Here is a 25,017-nt window from a genome sequence, read left to right as displayed (position 1 = left end):
GCGCGCACTCGTCGAGGGTCGCGGCGCTGGCCGCGGCGGACGCCGCCACCCGGTCGACACGCTGCCGGGTCGCGACCGCGCGCGGCCCCGTCCACCCGGGAGAGGCGTCGTCGAGGGTGGCGCGCACCCGGTCGGCGTGGGCGGTCAGCTCCAGGGCGGTGCGGCGCAGGGTTGCACCGAGCGCGCTGACGGAGGCCGGGTCGCCGAGGAGCGGGTGGTTCATGCTGTGCCCCGCGGGGTCGTCACGGGGGACCGAGAGACCGCGGACGGGCTCGCGTGGCCGGAGACGGCGAGGGAGATCTCGCGGCAGGACGCGGACAGCTCCCGCAGCGTGTCGATCGCGGCGTCGACCAACGCGTCGACCGCCGTCTGGGTGGCGTGGTCGCCGACCGAGACCATCGTGTCGAGCAGGGCCTCGCCCCCGGTGGCCGCGGACTCGGCCGCGGCCGACAGGGCGGTGCCGAGAGCCGTGAGGTCCTCCGGTCGAGGGTGCGAAGGGGGCATGGTCCGGACAGCCTAGCCGCGCCCTCTCGTCGGTCGCGGGCGTCGTCCACAGACGTCGCCCCTTCGAGCATCGGGCCGGTCACGTGACGTAGATCATGAGCGCTAGGCTCCGACCATCGGGACAGCGAGGTCCCGATGACCAGTTGCGACGCAGATCGAGGACGCCCCACCCATGGCCCAGCTGCCTGCCCACTCCGTCACCGACAACGCCCCCGGCATCGCCGGAGAGCTTGCTGCCGCCGCCACCGCGGCCGGCGTCGACCCGGCCTTCGTCGAGCGGTACCTGCGACACGCCGACGAGGTGGCGCTGCGCGAGCGCAGTGCCCACGACCTCGTCGCGATGGCGACGACCCACCGCGAGGTCGCCGCGACGAGGGCCCCGCAGGAGACGATCGTCGAGGTCGTCGACGGGGCCCTGCACGTCGTCACGGCGGACCGGCCCTTCCTCGTCGACTCGGTGCTCGGCGAGCTCGCGTCCGAGGGGATCCGGGTCTCCCTGCTCGTCCACCCCCTCTTCGTCGTCCGGCGGGACGCCGACGGCGCGCTCCTCGAGGTCCTCGACGAGGACCCCCGCACCGGGCACGACGAGGCTGGCGTGCTCCACGAGTCCTGGATCCGCGTCGAGCTGGCCGAGCCCTGCGACCTGTCGCTGCTGCGTGAGCGGGTGGCCGAGGTCGTCGACGCGGTCGCTGCGGCGGTCGACGACTGGTCCGCCATGCGCGATCAGGTGCTCGACGCCGCGGCCCTGCTCGAGCAGGGCCGCGGCACCGGCGACGTCCAGGAGCAGACCGCGTCCGCGGAGTTCCTCCGCTGGCTGGTCGACGACCACTTCACCTTCATCGGCTCGCGGGACCACGTGCTCGACCTCGCCTCCGACGACGGCTCAGTGACCGCGATCCCCGGCAGCGGCCTGGGCATGCTGCGCTCCGACTCGACGGCCGAGGCCATCACCCCGCTCGGCGGCACACTCGGTCACGAGACCGCCGACGTCAGCTGCCTCTCGATCGGCAAGTCGCACGCAGTCCTGCCCGTGCACCGTGTCACCCACCCCGACCTCGTCGCCGTGAGGTTCACCGACGAGGCGGGGCAGGTCGTCGAGCGCCGCATCGCCGGGCTGTTCTCGTCGACGGCCTACACGAGCTCGGTGCTCACCATCCCGCTCATCCGGGACAAGGTCGACCGGATCCTCGCGGAGTCCGGGTGGGCCCGCGACAGCCACTCAGGCGCCTTCGCCACCCGCCTGCTCGAGTCCTTCCCGCGGGACGAGCTCTTCCAGGCCCCCGTCGAGCACCTGCGCGCCGTCGTCACACGCATCCAGCAGATGGCGTACAGCATGCGCACGGCGGCCTTCCTGCGCCGTGATGTCCGAGGGCAGTTCGTCACCGCGATCGTCTACCTGCCCCGTGACCGCTACACGACGGCCGTGCGACACCGCATCGAGGACCACCTGCGCGAGTCGACGGGGGCCGACGAGGTGTCCTTCACCGCGCACGTCTCCGACGAGCCGATGGCCCGGCTCTACTACGTGCTGCGCGGCACGCGCGGGGTCGAGCTGCCCGAGGGCGAGGCCGCCACCGCCCTCGACGCGGCGATCGCCGAGGCCGTCCTCACGTGGGAGGAGCGCCTCGTGCGCACCGCCGGCAAGCTCGTCGGCGCCGAGGTCGCCCAGCAGCTGCTGCAGCCGTGGGCCGGTGGCTTCCCCGTCGACTACCAGGACGACTTCGACGCGGCCCAGGCCGTGGCGGACCTGAAGAACCTCGTGCTGCTGGGCGAGGGCACCCCCTTCGCCTGTGCCCTCTACGACCCCCGCCGCGGGCACGGCGGCGGTGAGGACCCGCGGATCCGCCGCTTCAAGCTCTTCAGCATCGAGGAGCTCATCCTCGACGACCTCATGCCGATCTTCCGTGACCTCGGGGTCCAGGTCATCGAGGAGGAGCCCTACACCCTCACCCGGGCCGACGGCGTCCGCGCGGGCGTCTACGACATCAGCCTGCGCGTCGACGACCCGGCCGTGTGGGAGGCGCACTCGCACGAGGCCCTGCGCGGCCTCGTCGAGTCGGCCGTCACGGCCGTTCGCTCGGGGCGCACTGAGTCCGACGGCTTCAACGCGCTCGTCATCCGGGCCGGCCTCACGTGGCGGCAGGTCTCCCTGCTGCGCGCCATCGGGCGCTACCTGCGGCAGGCGGGCGGCAGCTGGGGGCAGACGAGCCTCGAGACCGCGCTCGTCGACCACCACGAGATCGCCCGCGACCTCGTCGAGCTCTTCGAGGTGCGCTTCGACCCCGAGCGCTTCGACGGCCTGGCCGACGACGCTCGCGCCGCCGCCGAGCAGGAGGTCGTCGCCCGGATCGAGACGGCGCTCGAGGCGGTGACCTCGCTCGAGCACGACCGGATCATCCGCGCCTTCATCGGCGTCATGGCGGCCACGCTGCGCACGAGCTACTTCATCCGTGACGAGCAGGGCGAGCCGCTGCCGCGGATCTCGCTCAAGCTCGAGCCGGCCAAGGTGCCGGACATGCCCAAGCCGCACCCCGCCTTCGAGATCTGGGTGCACAGCCCGCAGGTCGAAGGGGTCCACCTGCGCTTCGGTGCGGTCGCCCGCGGTGGCCTGCGGTGGAGCGACCGCCGCGACGACTTCCGCACCGAGGTGCTCGGCCTCGTCAAGGCGCAGATGGTCAAGAACGCCGTCATCGTGCCCACGGGCAGCAAGGGTGGCTTCTTCGGCAAGCAGCTGCCCGACCCCACCGTCGACCGCGAGGCGTGGATGGAGGCTGGGCGCTCGGCCTACCGCGCCTTCATCTCCGGCCTGCTCGACGTGACCGACAACCGTGTGGACGGTGCCATCGTGCCGCCGGACCGGGTGGTCCGGCACGACGGCGACGACTCCTACCTCGTCGTCGCCGCGGACAAGGGCACGGCCACCTTCTCGGACCTGGCCAACTCCATCGCCCGCGAGTACGGCTTCTGGCTCGACGACGCCTTCGCCTCGGGTGGGTCGGTCGGCTACGACCACAAGGGCATGGGCATCACGGCCCGCGGCGCGTGGGAGTCGGTCAAGCGCCACTTCCGCGAGCTGGGTCACGACACCCAGACCGAGGACTTCACCGTCGTCGGCATCGGTGACATGAGCGGCGACGTCTTCGGCAACGGCATGCTGCTCTCCGAGCACATCCGGCTCGTCGCGGCCTTCAACCACCTGCACGTCTTCATCGACCCCCAGCCCGACGCGGCCGCGTCCTTTGCCGAGCGCCGGCGCCTCTTCGAGCTGCCCCGCAGCACGTGGGACGACTACGACCGCTCGCTCATCAGCGAGGGCGGTGGCGTGTGGTCACGCAGCGCCAAGTCGATCCCGGTGAGCGAGCAGGCCGCGGCCGCACTCGGCCTCGACGGGCCGACCTCGCTCACCCCCAACGAGCTGATCCACCTCGTCCTCCAGGCCCCGGTGGACCTGCTGTGGAACGGCGGCATCGGCACCTACGTCAAGGCGACGAGCGAGTCGCACACCGATGTGGGCGACCGCGCCAACGACGCCATCCGGGTCGACGGACGCCAGGTGCGTGCCCGGGTCATGGGCGAGGGCGGCAACCTCGGCGCCACCCAGCGGGGCCGTATCGAGGCGGCCAAGGCCGGGGTGCGCATCAACACCGACGCCGTCGACAACTCGGCCGGTGTCGACACCTCCGACCGTGAGGTCAACATCAAGATCCTGCTCGGTGAGGCGATCCGTCGGGGGATCCTCGACGAGGCCGACCGGGTCGAGCTGCTCGCCTCGATGACCGACGAGGTCGCCGAGCAGGTGCTGCGCGACAACTACGAGCAAAACGTGTTGCTCGGCAATGCCCGGGCGCAGGACGGGGCGATGCTCGTCGTCCACGAGCGCCTCATGGAGACCCTCGTGCGTCGCGGTGACCTCGACCGCGAGCTCGAGTTCCTCCCGAGCAGCGCGCAAGTGCACGACCGCCTGGCGGCAGGGGAGGGGCTCTCGTCTCCCGAGCTATCCGTGCTGCTCGCCTACAGCAAGCTCGCGCTCAAGGCCGACCTCCTCAAGTCCGACCTGCCCGACGACCCGGCCACGGAGCGGCAGCTGACCGAGTACTTCCCGACGCCGTTGCAGGGGACGTACGGCGAGGCGCTGCGGGCCCACCCCCTTCGTCGGGAGATCGTCACGACCGCCGTGGCCAACGACCTCGTCAACCGGGGCGGGATCACCTTCGTCCAGCGGGCGGTCGAGGAGACCTCCGCTACGTCGGCGCAGGTGGCCAGGGCCTTCCTCGTCTGCCGTGAGGTCTTCGGTCTGGACGACTACGTCGCCCGCGTCGAGGCGCTCGACAACGTCGTGCCCACGCGCGTGCAGACCCGTCTCTACCTCGAGCTGCGGCGGCTGATGGACCGTGGCGTGCGGTGGTTCCTCGCCAACCGTCCGGGCCGGCTCAACGTCTCGGAGGAGATCGACCACTTCAGCGCACCGGTCGTCGAGCTCGCGCTGCAGATCCCGCAGCTGCTGCGGGGCTCGCAGGCCGAGCGCCTCGTGCGCAAGACGCAGGACCTCGTCGACTCGGGTGTGCCGACTGACCTGGCCCGGCGCACCGCGATCCTGCTCGACCTCTACTCGGTCCTCGACATCGTCGACATGGCGCAGCAGAGCGGCCGGACGACCCTCGAGGTCGCCGAGACCTACTACCTGCTGTCCGAGACCTTCGGCATCGACGAGCTGCTCATCCTCGTCACCCGCCTGCCGCGCGAGGAGCAGTGGGATGCCATGGCTCGAGGCGCCCTGCGCGACGACCTCTACGCCACGCTCCAGTCGCTGACGAGCTCGGTGCTCGAGCACGAGGGGGCCGACGCGTCCGCGCGCTTCGAGTCGTGGTCGCGCGACCACGACGAGGCCGCCAAGCGGGTCCAGACCCAGCTCGGCGGGATCCGACAGCTGTCCTCGCCGGGGGTGGCCGCACTGTCGGTGGCGCTGCGGACCCTACGGTCCGTCACCCGCTGACCCGGGGCGGGCCCGGGGAGCTGCGTCACTAGGATCGCGACGTGCGGACACTTGCCGACTTCTTGCGCATCACCCCGGGCCTCGAGGCCGAGGACGCCGAGTGGCTCCACCTGCTCGTGGAGGACTGGCACCTGCTCGCCGACCTGTCCTTCAGCGACCTCGTGCTGTGGGTCGAGCACGAAGGGGGGTGGGTCGCCGCGGCGCACACCCGCCCCATGACCGGCCCGATGGTCTTCGTCGAGGAGGTCGTCGGGCAACCGGCGAGCAATGTCTTCGGCGACCTCGTGGACCGGGCGGCGCAAGAGGGGCAGAGCGAGCACGTGCGGGAGCGGGGCCAGGACCTCATCCACGAGCGGGCGCGCACGGTCCGGCGGGCCGGCCGCACGATCGGCATCCTCAGCGTCCACGACCAGCTCGACAGTGGTCGGCCGCAGACCCGCCTCGAAGAGGCCTACGCGGAGATGGGCGACGATCTCTTCCTCATGGTCGCGGAGGGCACCTGGCCCCATGCGACCTCCCCGAGCGGCGCACGGCGCGGGGCCCCTCGGGTCGGTGACGGGGTGATCCGGCTGGACGAGGCGGGACGCGTGGAGTATGCCTCGCCCAATGCGCTGAGCGCGATCCGTCAGCTGGGCCACCCGGGGCCGGTGGAGGGGGAGGTCCTCGTCCAGGTGATGAGCGACCTGCCCGGCCAGACGAGCCACATGGACGAGGGGTTGGCCCTCGTCGCCATGGGCCGCGCCGCGTGGCGCTCCGACCTGGAGACCCGGGGTGCCGCGATCTCGTTGCGCGCGGTGCCGCTGTACCGCGGTCGGACCCGGCACGGCGCGATCGTCCTCGTTCGCGACGTCTCGGAGCTGCTGCGCCGCGGCGCCGAGCTGATGACGAAGGACCAGACTATCCGGGAGATCCACCACCGGGTGAAGAACAACCTGCAGACCGTCGCGGCGCTCCTGCGGATGCAGGGGCGCCGGGTGCCCGATACCTCGGCCCGGACCGCGCTCGGCGAGGCGGAGCGTCGCGTCGGGGTCATCGCGATGATCTACGAGGCGCTGAGCACGGGTTTCGCCGAAGCCCTCGACTTCGACGACGTCGCCGTGCGCGGTCTGCGCGCGATCGTCGAAGTGGCCCGCACGAGCGGCGCCATCGACTCCCAGTTGACCGGATCCTTCGGGCTCGTGCGGGCCGAGGACGCGACGGCGGTGGGGCTGATCCTCTCCGAGCTGGTGCAAAATGCGGTCGAGCACGGCATCCCCGAGGGCGGCTCGATCCACGTCGACGCCCAGCGCACGACCGAGGACGACGAAGGCGACATCCTGCGCGTCACCGTGGTCGACGACGGCCGGGGGCTCCCGACGGGCTTTCGGCCCAGCCGGGCCGGCCTCGGCACGCGCATCGTCACCTCGATGGTGCACGACCTGGGCGGGCAGATCCGCTGGGACGACGCCGAGCCCCACGGCACGCGGGTGCGCTTCAGCGTGCGTCTGGGCGGCGTCGAGAGCTGACCGGGGCCAGACACGACGAAACCGCCCCCGAGCGAGTGCTCGGAGACGGTGGTCAGGTGGTCAGATGTCAGCCGGCTCGGCGGGCCCGGGCCTTGCGACGCTTGAGCGCGCGGCGCTCGTCCTCGGAAAGGCCGCCCCAGACGCCAGCGTCCTGGCCGGACTCGATGGCCCACTTGAGGCAGGTGTCGACGACCTCGCACCGACGGCAGACCTTCTTGGCCTCCTCGATCTGGGCGATCGCGGGGCCGGTGTTGCCGATGGGGAAGAAGAGCTCGGGATCTTCGTCGAGACAGGCTGCGCGGTCGCGCCAATCCATGGGGGTGGTGCTCCTTGTCGTCGGGGAGGTCGTGCACATCGTGTGTCGCTGGCCGGGGCCGACGTGTGAGTCGTGCCGCCGGGGCGTCCACGACCCAAAACACACATCATTGTTCACGCTACCGGTCCGTATGCCAACAGTGTGGGACGACCGCTTTGTTCCGTCGTGCCGTGTGATGAGTCACGAAGGGTCACCTACGCTGCTGGTCGTGACCTCGAGCCAACCCCCTTCGTCGCCCACCCCGTCCGCCCTCGCGGCGGCGCTCGTCTGCCTCGTCGAGGCCCTCTTCCTCGTCGGGACCGCCGTCCTCTACGGGCTCGAGCTCGCGGACGGACGCAGCGACGACGCCAACGTCGCGTCGATGTCGCTCGTGGTCTGCCTGATCTTCGCGATCCTCCTCGCGGTGCTCGCTGCCGCCTGGCGCAAGGGGGCCCGGTGGCCGCGCACGCCGACGATCGTGTGGAACGTCCTGCTCCTGCCGGCGGCGTGGACGCTGGCGACGACCAGTGGGTTGTGGGTGGGCCTGACCCTGGCCGTCGTCGCCGTCGCGGGTGTCGTGGCGGCGCTGCTCGCACCGTCGGCGGACCTGCCGGACCGCGCGCTCTGATGGCCGACATCGACGTGGTCGAGGCGGACATCGCCTCCCTTCGGCACGCTCTGGAGACGGGCCGGACGACGAGCGAGGGGCTCGTGCGGGCCTACCTCGCCCGCATCGAGGCCTACGACCGCGGCGGGCCCGCGCTCAACGCGGTCGTCGTCGCCAACCCGGCGGTGCTCGACGAGGCGCGGGCGTCGGACGAAAGGCGGGCGCAGGGGGCGACCCTCGGGCCGCTCGACGGCATCCCCTACACCGCCAAGGACTCCTACCTCGTCCGTGGACTGACCTGCGCGAGCGGGTCGCCGGCCTTCGCCGAGCTGGTCGCCCAGCGTGATGCCTTCACCATCGAGCGGCTGCGGGCGGGCGGTGCCGTGCTCATCGGCCTGACGAACATGCCGCCCATGGCCAATGGTGGGATGCAGCGCGGTGTCTACGGGCGTGCCGAGAGCCCCTACAACGGCGCCTACCTCACGGCGGCCTTCGGGTCGGGATCGTCCAACGGGTCGGGCACGGCGACGGCGGCGAGCTTCGCAGCCTTCGGTCTGGGGGAGGAGACGTGGTCCTCGGGCCGGGCTCCGGCGAGCAACAACGGCCTGTGCGCCTACACCCCGTCCCGCGGGGTCATCTCCGTGCGCGGCAACTGGCCGCTCGTGCCCTCGATGGACGTCGTCGTGCCGCACACCCGGACGATCGCCGACCTGCTCGAGGTGCTCGACGTCATCGTCGTGGACGACCCGGACACCACAGGCGACCTGTGGCGCACCCAGCCGTGGATCGACGTCCCTGCGCCCTCGCAGGTCCGGCCGACGTCGTACCCCGCGCTGCGGTCGGGCGGCTCGCAGCCTCTGCGTGGACTGCGCCTGGCGGTGCCGCGCATGTACCTCGGGACGGACGACGAGGCGGGCACCGGGGTCGGCTTCGGCGGTCCCATCGGGGAGCGGATCGTACCGCGCGCCAGCTCCCTCGAGCTCTTCGCGGCGGCGCGGGCCGACCTCGAGGCGGCGGGGGCGGAGGTCGTCGAGAGCGACTTCCCCGTGGTGTCCAACTACGACGGTGATCGTGCCGGTGCGCCGACGGTCGCGACGCGCGGACTGCTCCCGGAGGGCTACCTCGACGAGGAGATCTGGGACCAGTCGATGTGGGGCTGGGAGACCTTCTTGCGGGCCAACGGCGACCCGGGGCTCCACCGGCTCGCCGACGTCGACGGCGCGCAGATCTTCCCGCCCCCCGAGGGGGCGTTGCCCGATCGGTACGGTGAGCTCGACTTCGACCTCGCCGACTACGTGACCCGGGCGCGCGAGGTCGGCGTCGTCGAGGACGTCACGACCCTGCCCCTGCTCGAAGGGGGGCTGCGCGGCCTCGAGGAGACCCGTCGGGTCGACCTCGAGGAGTGGATGGACGGACTCGGTCTCGACGCGGTGATCTTCCCCGCGGTCGCCGACGTCGGGCCGGCGGATGCCGACGTCAGCGAGGCGTCGGCCGAGGCCGCGTGGCGCAACGGCGTGTGGGTCGCCAACGGCAACCTCGTGCCCCGCCACCTCGGCATCCCCACGGTCACGGTGCCGATGGGGACGATGCGTGACATCGGGATGCCGGTCGGTCTGACCTTCGCCGGTCGCGGAGGTGACGACGTGCGGCTGCTGACGATCGCCGCGGCCTTCGAGGCGACGGGCACACGTCGCACCGAGCCGCCGCGGACGCCCCGCCTGCCCTGAGGAGGATCAGCTCGCTGTCGGGCCGGGCCGGGCGACCTGGATCTCCTCGGCCACGCCGTCGACGACGAGGTAGCCCCGCCCGGCGAGGCGGGGCAACGCTGGGACCCGCAGGCCGAGGGCGTCACCGTCGGACCGCGCGAGTGGCTGGAGCAGCAGCCCGGTGCGCTCGCGGGCGAGGTCGGCGACGAGTCCGCGGACCTGACCGGCGGCCGTTCGGGTCGTCGTCGACCCGATGAGGAGCCCGCGGTCGAGATCCAGGCGTCGCCCGATCTCGCGCACGACGTCGGCGACGGAGGTGCCCTCGAGTCGCTCGAGGTCGTCGACGACGACCGCCAGGTCGGGGTGCTGCTGACGCAGGGTGACGAGCTCGTCGCGGTCGTCGGGCCCGAGGGTGGGGCAGCCGAGGCCGTCGGCGAGCGCCGGGGAGCCGAGGACGACGAGCGGCTGGCCGGCGGAGCGGAGCTGCCCGGCCAGCATGGCGAGTGCCGTCGACCGGCCGCTGCGGGCCGGGCCGCAGACGAGGAATCGGCGCGCACCGTCGGTGCGCCACAGCACGGGGTCTCGACCCGAGCCGCCGAGGCCCACCGGGACCATCTCCCGGTCGCCGGGCGGCAGGTCGGCGAGCAGCACCTCGTCGGGCAGTGCGCACACGGTCCACGGGGGAGTGGTCGGCGCAGCACGGGGCGCGGCGGGGGGATGCCGGTCGGGCCACCTGCACGAGATGACCGCCGGGCTGCCACCGGGCACGTCCCGGGACGAGGCGCTCGGAGACCTGGGTGCGGGTGAGCCCGGCGAGGGCGGCGTCGCCCCGATCGCCGAGGTGCAGGACGAGCCGCGAGGCGACGAGGGAGGACACCCGCCCGGACAGCAGCTCGCGTCCGCCGGCGACGAGGACGCACAGGCCGGCCGAGGTCCCGTCCCGCATGAGCGTCTCGAGGCTCTCGGCCGTCTCGCCGAGGTCGCTCGCCCCGCGCGGGCGCGTCACCCGACCCCAGCCATCGACGGCGAGGAGGAGGTGTGGCGGGGGCGTCGGCCCGCCGGCGCTGTCGTGGGCGCTCCACCACGCGTCGAGGGTGGCGTGGCCGCTCGCTCGCAGGAGACGACGCCGGTCGCTGATGTCGGCCTCCAGGCGCTCGAGGAACCTGCCGACGACCGTCGTATCCTCGCCGTCGACCACGCTGCCGACGTGGTCCAGGCCGGACAGGGTGGTCGTCGTGGCCGACCCGTCGCCGATGACCTGGACCTGGAGCCGGTCGGGTGACCACCGCCGGGCGGCGGCGTGGACGACGGCTGCCAGTGCCGTCGTGCGCCCCGAGCCGGGCGCCCCGACGACCATCCAGTGGCCTGTGGCGGGCGACCACTCGGCGGCGACCTGCCGTTGCTCGGTCGGCAGGTCCATGAGGGCAAAGGGCGCGCCGGCGCCGGTCTCGCCCGAAGGGAGCTGGGTGTCGGTGAGCTCGTCGGGCAGGGGCGGCAGCCACGGCCGGTGGGGTGGTGGCACGTCGAGTCGGGCGGCCAGCTGGGTCAGCGTGGCGGTCAGCCGCTCCAGGTCACTCGGGCCCGAAGCGTGCTGCGGCGGGGCGACGGGCCAGGGCCGGCCGGGTCTTCGCAGGAGGAGAGGTCCCTCGGAGTCGGCGGCGTGCCCGGCGATGCGTCCGGTCTGGAAGGCGCGCGCCGGACCGCCCCCGGTGCTCGCCAGAGCCCGCCCTGGAGCGCTCTCGGGGAGGTCCGCCGCGTCGGGGCAGCCGATGACGTCGTCGCTGTCGGACCGGTCGCGCACCCGCAGCGCGATGCGCAGGTTGACGTTGGCGCGGATGTCGGCCGAGACGATGCCCCCCGGTCGCTGCGTCGCGAGGACGAGGTGGACCCCGAGCGAGCGCCCGACGGCCGCGATGCGCAGCAGGTGGGCGAGGGCCTCGGGCTGCTCCTCGGCGAGCATCCGGAACTCGTCGATGACGATCACGAGACGGGGGGAGCGGGTCGCCGTGGTGGCGGTCGATGTCGGGGGCGCCGGAGGCGGCGAGGATGTGCTCGCGCCGGGTGAGCTCGGCATCGAGGCTGCTCAGGGCGCGCTCGGCGGCGGTCGGGTCGAGGTCGGTGAGCATGCCGACGGTGTGCGGGAGCCGGGCGCACTCGGCGAAGGCCGCGCCACCCTTGTAGTCGACGAGCACGAAGGTGATCTCCTCGGGCGACAGGTGCGCCGCCAGGGCGGCGACCCAGGTCTGCAGGAACTCCGACTTGCCGGAGCCGGTCGTGCCTGCGACGAGGGCGTGCGGGCCGTCCCGGCGCAGGTCGAGGCGCATCGGGCCGTCGCCACCGACGCCGACGACGACCTCGAGATCGGAGGGGGTGCCCTCGTCGTGCCGCCACTCCTCGGCGAACCCGTCGAGGTCGTCGGGGTCGCACCCGACGACGTCGACCCAGCGAGCAGCCGTGGGCAGGCTGCCACCCGTGCTGCCGGGCGTGGCGTCGCGCAGCGGCGCCAGTGCCGTCGTGAGTCGGCGGGCCCACGCCTCCCCGGTGCCGTCGACGACTCCGCGGGCGATCGGCTCGTCGGCTCGCAGCAGGCGCAGGTCGTCGTCGTGGAGGGCGACGACCGCCCTGGCCTCGTGGGGCAGGTGCTCGGCGACGTCGGCCAGGGCGATGACGTGGACCCGGTGGTCGCTCCCCGTGCCCATGATCGTGCGCAGGTTGGGGTCGCTGCGCCACGTGCCGGCGCCGTCGACGATGACGACGTGGGTCGTCGGGGGTGGGCTCGCGTCGTGCCGTGAGCGGGGCGTCTGCGCCACTCGCGCGGTCGTCAGGGCGGCGAGGTCGGCGAGCACGGCGGCACCGCCGTCCGGGTCGGCCGTGGCCCGGGCGGAGTCCGGGTCGTCGTCGTGCGCCCTCAGGTGCACCAGCCCGGCGAAGGGAGCCCACCATCCCGTGTCGTCGGCGACGACGCTCACGCGCACGTCGTGGTGCGAGTGCAGGACGACGAGCTGGCCGAGCAGGTGCCGTGCCAGTCGGTCGCGGCGGACGCGGTCGCCGGCGATGCCGAGGACCCCGATGTCGGTGAGGTCGACGACGAGGGGCGCGTCGTCGAGCACGGGATGCTCCCGGGTGCCGGCTCGGTGCTCCACGTCGAGACGGGCGGGCAGGGCGCCGAGTCCGAGGCGCAGGCACAGGTGGAGCTCGTGGCCCACCCGTCGCTCCCACAGGTGGGGGCCGTCGCCCCGTGCGGCATCCAGCAGCGCCGCGGCATCAGGGGCTGCTCGCAACCGGTCGCGGCGCTCGGCGGCCAGGGCGGCGGTCAAGCGCTCGCCGGCACGTGCACGGTCCCGGACCCAGGCCGCGTGGGCCTCCCTGTGCTCGCGGCGGGAGCTGGTCCGGTCGGACAGGGTGGACCCGAGGACGAGGATCGGAGAGAGCAGGCCGAAGAGGAGCATCCGCGGCCCGAAGAAGAGTGCGAGGAGCCCGGCGAAGGGCAGCGGGAGCAGCACCATGAGCCACGGGATGCGACGTCGGCGCGGTGAGCTCGGCTCGGCAGGGACGGTGATGGTCGGCGGTGCGCCTGCCCGCGGGACGTGGGGGAGCGGGTTGACCCCGAGGGTGCCGTCGCCGGTCACGGTGCGACGGGAGGGACGGGGGCGGTGGGCCTCGATGACGAAGGTGCTCCTGCCGGCGCGCAGGTGGCTGCCGGCCCGCACCCGGGTGCCAGCGGCCGGGACGGCCGCACCGTCGACGGTGGTGCCGTTGGTCGTGCCGAGGTCACGCAGGAGCACGCCGTCACGGTCGACGGTCAGCTCAAGGTGCTCGCGGGAGAGCGCGTCGTCCGCGACGCGCAGGGTCGCAGCCTCGCCTCGGCCGATCGTGTGCCGCCCTGGCTGGAGCTCGTGGGTGCGGCCGGCGTCAGGGCCGCAGGTCGTGACGACGCGAAGGGGCGCTCGCCGAGGCAGGGTGTCCTCCTCGGCGTCGTCGGAGCCGAGGACGAGTGTCGCCGCGTCGAGGAGGGGCGGTCGACCGATCGGCGCATCGGGCGGTACGCGTCGGCCACCGACGTGCACCCTCGTGTCGGTGCGGCCGTGGGCGGCCAGGAGGTCGTCGAGCGTGTGGTGGGCTGCGGCGCGCAGGTCGACGGTCGTGCTCGATCCGTCGGACCGGTCGACGAGGTTCATCCGCAGCTGCATGGTCGGCACGGTAGATCCGGTCTGCCACGGGTCGCCCGCGGTTGTCCACAGGCACGTGTCAGTCGTCGAGCCCCCGGGCGGCGAGGGCGTCGCCGAGTTCGTCGGCGCGACGCAGCGCGCCGACGATGAGCGGTACGGCGAAGGCCCGCGGGCTTGCGGTCAGACCCCGTGCGTGCTGGGCACTGCGCACGCGGTGGCCGAGGTCGATGACGAGCGGGACCGCGCGGATCGCCAGCTGCAGCATGAGCCCGACGCGCTCGGGGTCGACGCCCACGCGACGCAGCGGGCCGCAGACGCGCACGACGACGTCGATGAGATCGCTCGTGCGCGTGGTGAGGGTGACGAGGTTCGCGAGGAGGACGAGGGCGAGGAGCACCCCGACGATGACACTGGCGCGCTGCCACCCGGCGACGATGGTCTGGAAGACGGCGAGCGGCACCATGACGAGGAGCAGCGGTCGCAAGAGGTGCAGGAGCACGCGGAGCGGCATGCGCGCGACGGTGTAGCCGGCCAGCACGAGGAGCAGCCCGCTCGCCGTGACGAGCGGTGACCGGACGAAGGGGGAGGCGACCCCCACGAGGAGCAGCCCGAGCAACTTGGCCCCGGCCGGGAGGCGGTGCAGCAGCGAGCTGCCGTCGCGGTAGAGCCCGATCACGGGCGGGCGTCCATGAGGTCGAGGTAGTGCGCGATCGCCTCGGCGGGCGGCCCGTCGTGGACGAGTCGGCTGTCGTCGAAGACGAGCACCCGGTCGAAGTCGGTGAGCAGGTCGAGGTGGTGGGTGACGAGGACGACCTGCTGGGTCAGGGCCCGCACGGCGTCGGCGACCCGACGGGCGTTGCGGATGTCGAGGAGTGTCGTCGGCTCGTCCATGACGAGCAGGTCGGGCTCCGTGACGAGGACGGCGGCGAGGGCGAGGAGTTGTTTTTGCCCGCCGCTCAGCAGGTGTGCGGGGTGGTCGCCTCGTCCGGCGAGCCCGTGTGCGGCGAGCGCGGCCTCGACCCGGTCGGCGATCTCGGCGCGGGACAGGCCGCGTCGCCTCAGGCCGAAGGCGACGTCCTCGGCGACGGTCGGCATGACGATCTGCGAGTCGGGGTCGGTGAAGCAGAAGCCGACCCGGCGTCGCACCTGCTTGCCCTGGCGGGTGGTGTCGAGGCCGTCGAGGGTCACCGTGCCGTGCTCCGGGACGACGAGGCCGTTGAGCATCCGGGCGAAGGTCGACTTGCCGGACCCGTTGGCCCCGATGACCCCGATGCGGTGCTCGTCGAGGCGGACGGTCAGGTCCCGCAGCACGGGAGGGCGGCCGTCGAAGCCGTGGGTCACGTCGCGGACGTCGATCAGCATGCCTGCACCACCATCGCGACGCCCTGCCCGCCGCCGGCGGCGATCGCGGCGAGGCCGAGCTCGCCGGGCCGCAGCTGGTGGAGGAGCCGGACGGCGAGGACCGCGCCCGAGGCTCCCCAGGGGTGGCCGAGGGCGAGGGCCCCGCCCTGCGCGCACACGCGCTCGGCGTCGAGCCCCAGCTCGTCGCAGCAGGCGAGGACTTGGCCGGCGAAGGCCTCGTTGATCTCGATGGCGTCGAGATCGTCGAGCCCGATCCCGCTGCGCTGCAGGGCCATCCGCGTCGCGGGGACGAGGCCGCGGCCGGGGGCGGGCCGGGTCGACGCCGGCCGTCGCGGTGGCGAGGACGCGCAGGCCGTGGCCGCCGAGCCGCTCGTGCGTCGGGCGGTCGACGACGGCGACGGTGGCCGCCCCGTCGCTGATGCCGCAGGAGTTGCCGGCGGTGACGCTCCCTTCGTCGCGGAAGGCCGGTCGTAGCCGGGCCAGCTTGTCGACGGTGAGCGTCGCCTTGGGCCGGTCGTCGCGGGTCACGCCGGCGACGGCGACGACCTCCGCGTCGAAGACGCCCGCCCCGCGGGCGGCCACCGCCCGCGCGTGCGAACGGGCCGCGTACGCGTCCTGGCGCTCGCGCGTCACGCCGGCCTCCTGCGCGAGCAGGTCGTTGGCCAGCCCCATCTCGGGGTCCTCCCAGCCTCCGGGGCGAAGGGGGCCCGCTCGTAGCGCAGGAGGTCGGCACCGTCGACGGGTGGCCAGTGCCGCCACGGGGCGGTGCTCACCGACTCGACGCCCCCGGCGAGCACGGCACCCGCCCCGCCGCGCACGAGGGAGACAGCGACGTCGATGGCGGCCAGGCCGCTCGCACACTGCCGGTCGACGGTGAGCGCGGGCACGGCGGCGGGCAGGCCGGCGAGCAGGGCCGCGGAGCGGGCGACGTCACCGCCGGGGCCCATGCAGTTGCCGAGGACGACGTCGGTGACGTCGGTCGGGGCGAGGCCGGACCGCTCGAGGGTCGCGGCGAGCACAGGGCCGGCGAGCTGGTCGGCGCGGATACCGGCGAGGGAGCGGCCGGCGGTGCCGATGGCCGAGCGGGTGCCGGCGACGATCACGGGGTGGCTCATCGTGCCTCCTCGAGGGCGGAGCGCACGGCCGCGCGGTCGATCTTGTCGTGCCCGGTCCGTGGCAGCGGGTCGAGGTGCAGCCAGCGGCGTGGTCGTTGGGTGGGGGCGAGGTGCTCGCGGGCGACGGCGGTCAGGTGGGGCACGTCCCCAGCATGCGTGACGGCGGCGGCGACGACCTCGCCGAGGTCGGGGTGGGGCAGGCCGACGACGACGACCTCGCCGGTGGACCGGGGCCGCAGGACGGCTTCGACGTCGGCGATGCGGACGGTAGCCCCTGCGGTGGTGATGCCGCCGGCGCGGCCGTGGACGACGACCCGGCCGTCGACGACCTCGCCGTGGTCGCCGACGGTGACCCAGTCCCCTTCGCGCCGCAGCTCGTGGTCGGGCTCGAGGTACCCGTCGCTGACGAAGGGGGAGTCCACCCACAGCGTCCCCGCCCGCGACTCGACGGCGACGCCGGGGAAGGGACGCAGGTCGTCGCTGTGCCCGCCCCAGGCGACGAAGGAGAGCTCGGCGGCGCCGTAGTAGTGGTGGAGGTGACCTCCCACGGCGGTGACGGCGCTCGCCTCGGCCGGGGTGGTGCGGTCACCGGCGACGACGAGCGTGCGGCCGGTGAGGTCGGTGCCGTCGGCGAGCAGGCGGCGCAGGGCCGTGGGGGTCAGGTGGGCGTGGGTGGCGTCGTCGAGCGCGTCGACGAGCCGCGCGCCGGCCCAGCGGGCGTGGACGGTGGCGAAGAGGTTCATCGTCGCGGTGACCGGACCGGGGACCCACACCCGACTGCCCGACGTCGTCCCGGTCAGCTCGCTGACAGCGGCGAAGGAGTCGGTCCACGACGCCGTCGTCCGCACCACGGTGCGGGGCCGGCCGGAGGTGCCGGAGGTCGGCAGGGCGACAGGCACACCGATCCGGTCGGCCTCGACGAAGGCGGCCACGGGGTCCGCCGCAGTCAGCACGTGGACCTCAGACGAGGGCATCCTCGCGGGCCACCCGTCGCGCGCGGATGAGGCCGGGGTAGGCGGCGTGCACCCCCTTCGCGACGACGGCGCAGATGACCGCCTTGGCGAGGTCACCGGGGACGAAGGGGGCGGCCGCGACGAAGGCCGCGCCGACGGACAGGTCGGCGCGCAGCACCATGCCGACGACTCCGAGGAGATTGAGCAGGAGGACGCCGCCGAGGACGTTGATGCCGACGCCGGGGGCAACGCGGTAGGGCGTGCCCATGGCCTGGGTCATCATGCCGATCGCGTAGGCGGCCACCGGCCAGCCGACGAGGTAGCCGACGCTCGGGCCGGCGAAGACGCCCAGACCGCCGCGGCCGCCGGCGAGGAGCGGCAGGCCGAGCGCGACGAGGGCGAGGAGCACGAGGACGGCCAGCGCTCCGCGGCGGGCACCGAGGACGGCGCCGCAGAGCATGATGCCGAGCGACTGCGCGGTGATGGGGACGGCATTGCCGAAGGGAGCGATGGCGGGGACGAGACCCAGCACGGCGATGATGCCGGCGAAGGTCGCGATCTGCGCCAGCTCGCGGCCGGTGGAGCGCTGCGTGGACACGGGTGCCTCTCGGTTGGGACGGCCGGGGTGGCGTGCGGGGGAGCGGCCGTCGGACTCAGCCACGCATCATGGCACGGTTCACCCCGAGTAGAACACCGTTCAGGTGGCGAGGTGGGGCACCTGTGGATTCTCGAGATGCGAAGCGCTGACAAATCGCTAGCGTCGTGGTCCATCGGGCCGGGGAGTCCGTGTCGCCACGCCACACCGCACGAGGGGGGTCGTCCGATGGACGCCGTCGAGACCGTCGAGACCGAGGTCCGCGAGCTCATCCGACGCTCCGGTCTGGATCCGGTCCGCGAGACCGGGCAGGTCGCCGACCTCGTGCGCGCCGCCGTCGTCGACTACGACGAGCGCAGCACGCACGGTGGGCTGCCGCCGCTCGGCAACGTCGAGCGCGCGGTCAAGCTCGTGCTCGACACCGTCGCGGGTTTCGGCCCGCTGCAGCAGTACTTCGACGACCCTCGCGTCGAGGAGATCTGGATCAACGCGCCGCCCTGCGTCGGCAACTGTCTCCTCGATATCGAAGCCCGAACTGCCTTGAGGCACAAGGGTAGTGCCCGTCCGCGCGGGGACGCGGGCTCCGTCGGTCGCGCTGTGGTTGGCCGAGCTCAGGGCAGAGGTGGCCGCGCGGCGCGAGCAGCCCCTCGGCACCCGTTGTCCGATGGAGTGCGCGACCCGCGCAGCATTGTCACCCCACGTGGATAGGGTCGGTGCACGAGTCGAATCCGCTCTCACCTGACCAGGAGTGCCGTGTCCGTTCTGTCCAACTTCGTGTGGAGTGTCGCCGACACCCTGCGCGGTCCGTACTCCGAGGCCGAGTACGGCTCAGTCATCCTGCCGTTCACGGTGCTGCGACGCCTCGAGTGCGTCATGGCCCCGCACCGTGAGGCGATGGCCGAGATCGTGGCGAAGTACGACGGCGAGCAGCAGCGCCGGACACGCCTGAAGATCGCCACCCGGTCCGAGGACAGCGCCGGCCTGGCGTTCTGGACCACCAGTGACTACACGCTGCAGAAGGCGCTGCAGGACCCGGACAACCTCGCGGAGAACCTCATCGACTACGTCGGTGGGTTCTCGGGCAACCTCGACGTCTTCAAGTCCTTCGACTTCGAGAACGTGATCCGCACCCTCGACGCGCGCAACAGACTTGCCCAGGTGGTCCGCCACTTCGAGGTCATCGACATGTCGCCGGACAACGTCTCGAATGCCGACATGGGGGATCTGTTCGAGAACCTCATCTACCGCTTCGCGGAGTCCGCGAACGACGGTGCCGGCCAGTTCTACACGCCGCGCGACGTGGTGCGGCTGCTCGTCGACCTGGTCTACGCCGACGACACCGAGGCTCTGCGCGAGCGTGGCGCTGTGCGTTCCATCTATGACCCCACCGTCGGCACCGGCGGCATGCTCACCGTCGCCGACGAGCACCTGCACGACCTGAACCCCGACGCGTCCACGGCGCTCTTCGGTCAGGAGATTAACCCGCGCACGTACGCCATCTGCAAGGCCGACCTGCTCATCAAGGGTCAGGACCCGTCCAACGTCCGACAGGGCGACACCCTCGTGGTTGACCGGTTCGAGGACCAGCGCTTCGACTACGTCTTGTCCAACCCGCCGTTCGGCACCGACTGGAAGGCTGTGGAGGCAGAGGTCAAGGGCGAGCACGTCCGCGGCGGGCAGGGCAGGTTCGCGCCGGGCCTGCCGGCGGTGGGCGACGCCGCGATGCTGTTCCTGCTGCACGTGGCATCCAAGATGCGCGACGTCGATGACACCGGCCGCGGAGGTCGCGCTGGCATCGTCCTGAACGGCTCGCCGCTGTTCAACGGCGGTGCAGGCTCCGGCCCCTCGGAGATCCGGGGTCACATGCTCGAGAACGACCTCGTCGAAGCGATCGTCGCGCTGCCGAACGACATGTTCTACAACACCGGCATCGCCACCTATCTGTGGATCCTGACCAACGCCAAGCCCGAGGATCGCAAGGGCCAGATCCGGCTCATCGACGCCACCGAGCTGGGCTCGAAGCTGCGCAAGTCGATTGGTTCCAAGCGCGTCGAGATCGCCCAGAAGCAGCGCGAGGCGATCGTGCGTGCCTTCGCCGACCAGTCGGCCGAGGACGACGAGATCCAGGTCCCGGTGAAGGTGTTCTCCAACCGCGACTTCGCGTACTGGACCGTCACGGTCGAGCGTCCGCTGCAGCTGCGCTTCCAGTGCACGAGCGAGACCGTCAGCGCCGTGACAGAGCACAAGACGCTCGGCAAGGTCGACGGGCTGGGTGAAGCCCTCGAGTCGTTCGGTGACGAGGTGTACCTGAACCGGGAGAAGTTCAACAAGGACATCGGCTCCCACCTGCGCGACTGCGGCTTGAGCTTGACCGCCGCGCAGCGCAAGGCTCTGTGGCAGACCATCGGCGTCCATGACGAGGCCGCAAGCGTCTGCCTGCACACCTCCGGCGCGAACAAGGGTGAGCCTGAGCCCGACCCGGCTCTGCGCGACACCGAGAACGTGCCGTTCGGCTGGGGTGGATGTCCCAAGACACACGAGGCGCTCAAGGAGACCGTGCAGGCGTACTTCGATGCCGAGGTGAAGCCCCACGTCGACGACGCCTGGATCGACTGGGACAAGACCAAGACCGGCTACGAGATCCCGTTCACACGGCACTTCTACACATACGAGCCGCCCAGGCCGCTCGAAGAGATCGATGCGGACCTCGAGCGAGTCGTCGGCGAGATCATGACCCTTCTGCGCGAGGTGGAGGGATGACGCCGTCCTGGTTCGACGCGTCCATGCTTCCAGAAGACTGGCGCTTGCTTCCCCTGAGGAGACTCGGGCGGGTACTGAACGGCGGCACGCCCACGTCAGATCCGGTCAACTGGGACGGGCCTTTTCCTTTCGTCACTCCGCCGGATCTCAACGGTGCCGACGGCGCGCTCGTCGCGACAACCGGGCGCACGCTCACTAAGGTCGGAACCCGCGGCGCTGGGCTCGCCCCGGGCGGCAGCGTGCTCGTGTCGACTCGCGCACCGATTGGACACGTCGGCCGCATCGGCGAGATCTCGGCCTTCAACCAGGGATGCAGGGCGGTCGCGCCGCAGGCAGGAGTTGAACCGCGCTACATGGCACTTGCACTTGTCGCGGCACGCGCGGACTTGATGGCCCGAGGGCAGGGCACCACTTTCATCGAACTGTCGTCGCCAGCGTTCGCATCGATCCCGATCCCAGTCCCTCCGCCGGACGAGCAGCGTGCCATCGTCGACTACCTGGACCAGGAGACGGTCCAGATCGACGCGCTGGTGGCCAAGCAGGAGGAGTTCATCGGGCTGCTGCGGGAGCGGCGGCGCATGGTGGTGCCGTCGGTTCTCACTAAGGCAGCACCTGTCGGGCATAGACCCGACAAACTCCATCGCAGAACCCGAATGGGTAACGGGTCCACGCCGCGTAGCGGCGAGGACCGGTACTGGCTTGACGGTGATATCCCATGGGTGAACTCATCGGTCGTCAACCGCACTCAGGTACTTGAGCCGTCGAAACTCGTGACTCGAGTCGCTGTCAAGGAATGCCATCTCCCCATGGTGAAACCGGGCTCGATCTTGGTGGCGCTCACTGGTGAGGGGAAGACTCGAGGTGCTGCCACAATCCTGCGAATCGGCTCGACGATCAATCAGCATCTCGCATTCATCGAACCAGATGAACGCTTCTGGGTCCCTGACTATCTCTTGTGGCTGCTGCGGTCGCAGTATGACCATCTGCGACGCATCAGTAGCGAGAACGGCGCGACTAAGGGAGGGCTCACCGTGGGAGATCTCAGGGCACTCAGGGTTCCGATGCCGGAATTGCAACAGCAGCACCAGTTGGTGAAGGAGCTCGAGGAGGTGACTGCCCGCATCGACGCACTGATCGACAAGGCCGAGGAGCACATTGCCCTGGCCAAGGAGCGACGCTCGGCGCTCATCACGGCCGCGGTCACCGGACAGGTCGACGTCCGCACAGCATCACGGAAGGCTGGCTGAGCAACATGGCTTCACCCGACGGAACCCGAGAAGCGGCGTTCGAGGCCGAGATCGCGGAGTACCTTGCCAACCACGGCTGGGAGTACAGCCTGACCGGGGACGGCTACGACGCCAAGCGTGCGCTCTGGCCGCAGGACGTGCACTGGTGGCTGTCCGAGACCCAGCCAGAGGAGTACGCCAAGGTCGTCCGGGTCGGTACCCCCAGCGAGCCGGCCGATCGCGAGGCGCTGCTCAACGCGCTCGTGACCAAGCTCGATACGCCCATGTCCTCCGGCGGCGGCACGTTGAACGTGCTCCGTCGGAAGTTCTCCCACACGCGCGGCGCGACCGCGCACCTGCGGATGTGCCAGTTCCGCCCCGCCACGACGCTGAACCCCCAGGTGACCGATAACTACCGCAAGGTGCGTCTGCGGGTCGCCAGGCAGGTGCACTTCTCGCCGAAGCGTGGCGACTCCCGCTCGATCGATCTTGTGTTCTTCGTCAACGGCCTGCCAGTGGCAACCGCGGAGCTGAAGTCCTCCTTCAAGCAGGAGTGGCGTACCGCGGTCACGCAGTACCGCAAGGACCGCGACCCTGCAGGACAGCCGCTGCTCGGCTTCGGCACTCGAGCCCTGGTGCACTTCGCCCTCGATGACGACCAGGTCCATATGACCACGAAGCTGGCGGGGGAGAAGACGTACTTCCTGCCCTTCAACCGCGGTCACGCAGACACCGGCGCGGCGGGCAACCCGGCCAACCCCACCGGTGCAGCGACCTCGTACCTGTGGGAGGAGGTCCTGCAGCGCGACAACTGGCTGGCGATCCTCGGTTCCCAGATGTTCCTCAAGTCCGAGACCACAGAGGACCCGGCCACCGGCAAGATCAAGCGCTCCACCGCGTTGATGTTCCCTCGCTACCACCAGTGGCGAGCGGTGGAGAAGACCGTGCGGGTGATCACCCTCGAAGGCCCCGGCAAGCGCTACCTCATCGAGCACTCGGCCGGCTCCGGCAAGACGAACACGATCGCCTGGACGGCCCACCGGCTCGCCCGTCTGCACGACACGTCCAACACCAAGGTGTTCGACAAGGTCCTGATCGTCTCGGACCGCCGTGTCCTGGACGCACAGCTGCAGCAGGCTGTCGAGCAGGTCGACGACACCGTCGGCACCGTGGCGGTCATCGACTCGACCGCCATCCGTCGCTCCGGCGGGTCCAAGTCCCGTGCGCTGCTCGATGCCCTGACAGGCTCTGCGCTGATCGTCGTCGTCACCATCCAGACGTTCCCCTACGTCAAGGGGCTGTTGGAGTCCACGCTGGGTGACAAGAACTTCGCGGTCATCGTGGACGAGGCCCACACCTCCCAGTCCGGCAAGACGGCCGCGGACCTGAAGAAGGTCCTCACCGACGGTGGGGAAGTCGCCACCGAGGAGGATGTCGACTCCCAGGACGTCGTCAACGAGGTCATCGAGGCCGATCTCGCCCGGGAACGGAAGATCGCTGCCCAGACGGCGGCGCGTGCCGGCGCGGCGAACGTGTCGATGCTGGCGTTCACGGCCACGCCCAAGGCGAAGACGAAGTCGCTGTTCGGCCGACCTGGCGATGACGGCAAGCCGGTCTCGTTCGACGTCTACCCGATGCGGCAGGCCATCGAGGAGGGCTTCATCCTCGACGTGCTGCGCGGCTACCAGACGTACAAGACCGCGTTCGAGATCGAGCAGCGCGGCGAGCAGGGCATCCTCACGACCATCACCGACGACGAAGCCACCGAGGATCGGCTCGTGGACCCGAAGGTCGCCACACGCAAGATCATGCGGTTCGCCAACCTGCACCCGACCAACATCGGGCAGAAGGTCGAGATCATCGTCGAGCACTTCCGCACCTCAGTCGCGCATCTGCTGGACGGGCACGCCAAGGCCATGGTCGTCACCGACTCCCGCCAAGCCGCCGTGCGCTACAAGATCGAGACGGACAAGTACCTCGCGAAGAAGGGGTACGCATACCAGACGATCGTGGCGTTCTCGGACAAGATCAGCGACGAGGAGTACGGACTGGTCGACGCGACCGAGGCGAGCATGAACCCCGGCCTCGGCTCGGACCTCGCCAAGGAGTTCCGCCGGCCCGACTACCGGCTGATGATCGTCGCTGACAAGTTCCAGACCGGCTTCGACCAGCCGCTGCTGTGCGCGATGTACGTGGACAAGAAGCTGCCGGACGTGCATGCGGTCCAGACCCTGTCCCGGCTCAACCGCACCTACCGGGCACCGTCGGGCGAGGTGAAGGACCGCACCTTCGTGCTGGACTTCGTCAACGACCCGACAGAGATCCAGGATGCGTTCCTCACCTACTACCTCGAGGCGCACGTCGAGACCGAGACGGATCCGAACCTCGTCCACCGTCTCGCAGCGAAACTGGCCGAGACGAGGATCTACACGCCGAACGACGTCGAGCGGTACGCGCAGGCGTGGTGGGCACCGGTGCAGTCGCACGCGGCGCTGAACGCAGCGGTCACCCCTGCGCGGGATGAGTACATCGCGCGCAAGGCCGAGGCAGAGAACAGCGGAGACCAGCAGGCCCTCGACGAGCTACACACCTTCCGCAAGGACTGCGGCTCCTACGTCCGCTTGTACGACTTCATGTCCCAGGTCATCGACTACGGCACGTCCGACCTGGAGAAGCTCGCGGAGTTCCTGCGCCAGCTGGTGCACCTGCTGCCCGGCGATGGGCAGGAGATCGACGCGGACGTGTCGGGTCTCGAGCTGCGCCGGGTGCGCCAGATCGATCAGGCAAGGCCGACATCGGCCTGGCCGGTGACCAAGAGACCCCAGCAGTACGAGGCATCACCGGCATCGGCACACACGCCCCCAGCAAGGACCCGCAGCAAGAACTGCTCTCCGAGGTGGTCTCCCGCATCAATGCCCTGTTCGGCTCGGAATTCGCCGATCCCCAGATCGAGGGCTTCGTCGTCGCCGCAGCCGGCATGGCCGAGGCAGACGCGCGCATCGCTGACCAGATCGACCACAACGCCCAGGACCAGTTCCTCACCTCACCCGACCTTCGGGAGACGCTCACCGATGCGGCAGTGCTGAACGAAGGTGCCTTCGGCAAGCTCACCGGCGCGCTCACGGGCGAGAACGAACGGGCTGACGAGCTCATCCGGCTCATCGGTGCCTACCTGTACCAGTCGCGGCGTCAGAGGATGTCAGACGAGCCCGGGTAGATGACCGTTC

The 25,017-nt window shown here is 71.3% G+C and carries 18 protein-coding genes and 3 pseudogenes; 8 read left to right on the top strand and 13 right to left on the bottom strand.

Annotated elements, in window-relative coordinates:
• Together B277_RS03025 and B277_RS03020 are read right to left on the bottom strand one after the other, a co-directional pair.
• Nucleotides 1–223, bottom strand: a 223-nt coding sequence (locus tag B277_RS03025; RefSeq protein WP_007925033.1) for a hypothetical protein, incomplete at its 3' end; no start/stop codon positions are given.
• Entirely contained in the window at nucleotides 220–504 is a 285-nt protein-coding gene (locus B277_RS03020) for a hypothetical protein (RefSeq protein ID WP_007925032.1), read from the bottom strand. The genes B277_RS03020 and B277_RS03025, both read right to left, overlap by 4 nt.
• A gap of 172 nt (nucleotides 505–676) precedes the next feature.
• On the opposite strand from B277_RS03020, the gene B277_RS03015 reads away from it, so the two are divergent.
• Nucleotides 677–5,497: an NAD-glutamate dehydrogenase gene (locus tag B277_RS03015; RefSeq protein ID WP_007925030.1), complete on the top strand. Its 4,821-nt coding sequence runs from the start codon at nucleotides 677–679 to the stop codon at nucleotides 5,495–5,497.
• A 41-nt stretch (nucleotides 5,498–5,538) separates the two neighbouring features.
• Nucleotides 5,539–7,002: a sensor histidine kinase gene (locus B277_RS03010; RefSeq protein ID WP_007925028.1), complete on the top strand. Its 1,464-nt coding sequence runs from the start codon at nucleotides 5,539–5,541 to the stop codon at nucleotides 7,000–7,002.
• Nucleotides 7,003–7,069: 67 nt separating this feature from the next.
• On the opposite strand, the gene B277_RS03005 is transcribed toward B277_RS03010, so the two are convergent.
• Nucleotides 7,070–7,318, bottom strand: coding sequence for a WhiB family transcriptional regulator (locus B277_RS03005; protein ID WP_007925026.1), 249 nt, complete (start codon nucleotides 7,316–7,318; stop codon nucleotides 7,070–7,072).
• A gap of 208 nt (nucleotides 7,319–7,526) precedes the next feature.
• On the opposite strand from B277_RS03005, the gene B277_RS03000 reads away from it, so the two are divergent.
• Both B277_RS03000 and B277_RS02995 read left to right on the top strand, forming a co-directional pair.
• On the top strand, nucleotides 7,527–7,925 hold the full coding sequence (locus B277_RS03000; protein ID WP_007925024.1) for a hypothetical protein: 399 nt from the start codon (nucleotides 7,527–7,529) through the stop codon (nucleotides 7,923–7,925).
• Nucleotides 7,925–9,631: an amidase gene (locus tag B277_RS02995; RefSeq protein WP_007925023.1), complete on the top strand. Its 1,707-nt coding sequence runs from the start codon at nucleotides 7,925–7,927 to the stop codon at nucleotides 9,629–9,631. The genes B277_RS03000 and B277_RS02995 overlap by 1 nt, the downstream gene beginning before the upstream one ends.
• 6 nt (nucleotides 9,632–9,637) lie before the next feature.
• On the opposite strand, the gene B277_RS18720 is transcribed toward B277_RS02995, so the two are convergent.
• The 10 genes and pseudogenes from B277_RS18720 to B277_RS02955 form a co-directional block, all read right to left on the bottom strand.
• Nucleotides 9,638–10,282 (bottom strand): hypothetical protein, encoded by a 645-nt coding sequence (locus B277_RS18720; protein WP_007925021.1) that lies wholly within the window; start codon nucleotides 10,280–10,282, stop codon nucleotides 9,638–9,640.
• 460 nt (nucleotides 10,283–10,742) lie between these two features.
• Nucleotides 10,743–10,967, bottom strand: a pseudogene (locus tag B277_RS20170) (FtsK/SpoIIIE domain-containing protein); the annotation flags it as partial.
• 214 nt (nucleotides 10,968–11,181) lie between these two features.
• Complete coding sequence (locus tag B277_RS02980) at nucleotides 11,182–13,800, bottom strand: FtsK/SpoIIIE domain-containing protein (protein WP_156811720.1); 2,619 nt, start codon at nucleotides 13,798–13,800, stop codon at nucleotides 11,182–11,184.
• Nucleotides 13,801–13,858: 58 nt separating this feature from the next.
• On the bottom strand, nucleotides 13,859–14,455 hold the full coding sequence (locus tag B277_RS02975) for an energy-coupling factor transporter transmembrane component T family protein (protein WP_007925016.1): 597 nt from the start codon (nucleotides 14,453–14,455) through the stop codon (nucleotides 13,859–13,861).
• Nucleotides 14,452–15,141, bottom strand: coding sequence for an energy-coupling factor ABC transporter ATP-binding protein (locus B277_RS02970; RefSeq protein ID WP_007925014.1), 690 nt, complete (start codon nucleotides 15,139–15,141; stop codon nucleotides 14,452–14,454). The genes B277_RS02975 and B277_RS02970 overlap by 4 nt, the downstream gene beginning before the upstream one ends.
• Nucleotides 15,135–15,416, bottom strand: a complete 282-nt coding sequence (locus B277_RS19710; RefSeq protein WP_420795261.1) for a hypothetical protein — start codon at nucleotides 15,414–15,416, stop codon at nucleotides 15,135–15,137. The genes B277_RS02970 and B277_RS19710 overlap by 7 nt, the downstream gene beginning before the upstream one ends.
• 169 nt (nucleotides 15,417–15,585) lie before the next feature.
• Nucleotides 15,586–15,813, bottom strand: a pseudogene (locus tag B277_RS19705) (thiolase family protein); the annotation flags it as partial.
• Nucleotides 15,771–16,256, bottom strand: a complete 486-nt coding sequence (locus B277_RS19700; RefSeq protein WP_338009725.1) for a thiolase family protein — start codon at nucleotides 16,254–16,256, stop codon at nucleotides 15,771–15,773. The gene B277_RS19700 and the pseudogene B277_RS19705, both read right to left, overlap by 43 nt.
• Complete coding sequence (locus tag B277_RS02960) at nucleotides 16,253–17,230, bottom strand: AMP-binding enzyme (RefSeq protein WP_128276783.1); 978 nt, start codon at nucleotides 17,228–17,230, stop codon at nucleotides 16,253–16,255. The genes B277_RS19700 and B277_RS02960 overlap by 4 nt, the downstream gene beginning before the upstream one ends.
• A complete protein-coding gene (locus B277_RS02955; protein WP_007925010.1) occupies nucleotides 17,217–17,807 on the bottom strand; it encodes a BioY family transporter in 591 nt (196 codons plus the stop codon). The genes B277_RS02960 and B277_RS02955 overlap by 14 nt, the downstream gene beginning before the upstream one ends.
• A gap of 225 nt (nucleotides 17,808–18,032) precedes the next feature.
• Here B277_RS02955 and B277_RS18710 point away from each other — a divergent pair.
• The 4 genes and pseudogenes from B277_RS18710 to B277_RS02935 form a co-directional block, all read left to right on the top strand.
• A pseudogene (locus B277_RS18710) lies at nucleotides 18,033–18,299 on the top strand (CpaF family protein); the annotation flags it as partial.
• A 258-nt stretch (nucleotides 18,300–18,557) separates the two neighbouring features.
• Complete coding sequence (locus B277_RS02945; RefSeq protein WP_007925007.1) at nucleotides 18,558–20,564, top strand: type I restriction-modification system subunit M; 2,007 nt, start codon at nucleotides 18,558–18,560, stop codon at nucleotides 20,562–20,564.
• Nucleotides 20,561–21,811 (top strand): restriction endonuclease subunit S, encoded by a 1,251-nt coding sequence (locus B277_RS02940; protein ID WP_083853610.1) that lies wholly within the window; start codon nucleotides 20,561–20,563, stop codon nucleotides 21,809–21,811. Before B277_RS02945 ends, B277_RS02940 begins: the two co-directional genes overlap by 4 nt.
• A gap of 5 nt (nucleotides 21,812–21,816) precedes the next feature.
• Nucleotides 21,817–24,876 carry a type I restriction endonuclease subunit R gene (locus B277_RS02935; RefSeq protein ID WP_007925003.1) on the top strand — a complete coding sequence of 1,020 codons (3,060 nt, stop codon included), beginning with the start codon at nucleotides 21,817–21,819 and terminating at the stop codon, nucleotides 24,874–24,876.
• Nucleotides 24,877–25,017: the final 141 nt, after the last annotated feature.

This window comes from Janibacter hoylei PVAS-1 (genome assembly GCF_000297495.1).
Classification (GTDB): Bacteria; Actinomycetota; Actinomycetes; order Actinomycetales; family Dermatophilaceae; genus Janibacter; species Janibacter hoylei.
Note: the sequence above shows the minus strand (reverse complement) of the source record. Positions and strands in the feature narration are given on the sequence as shown.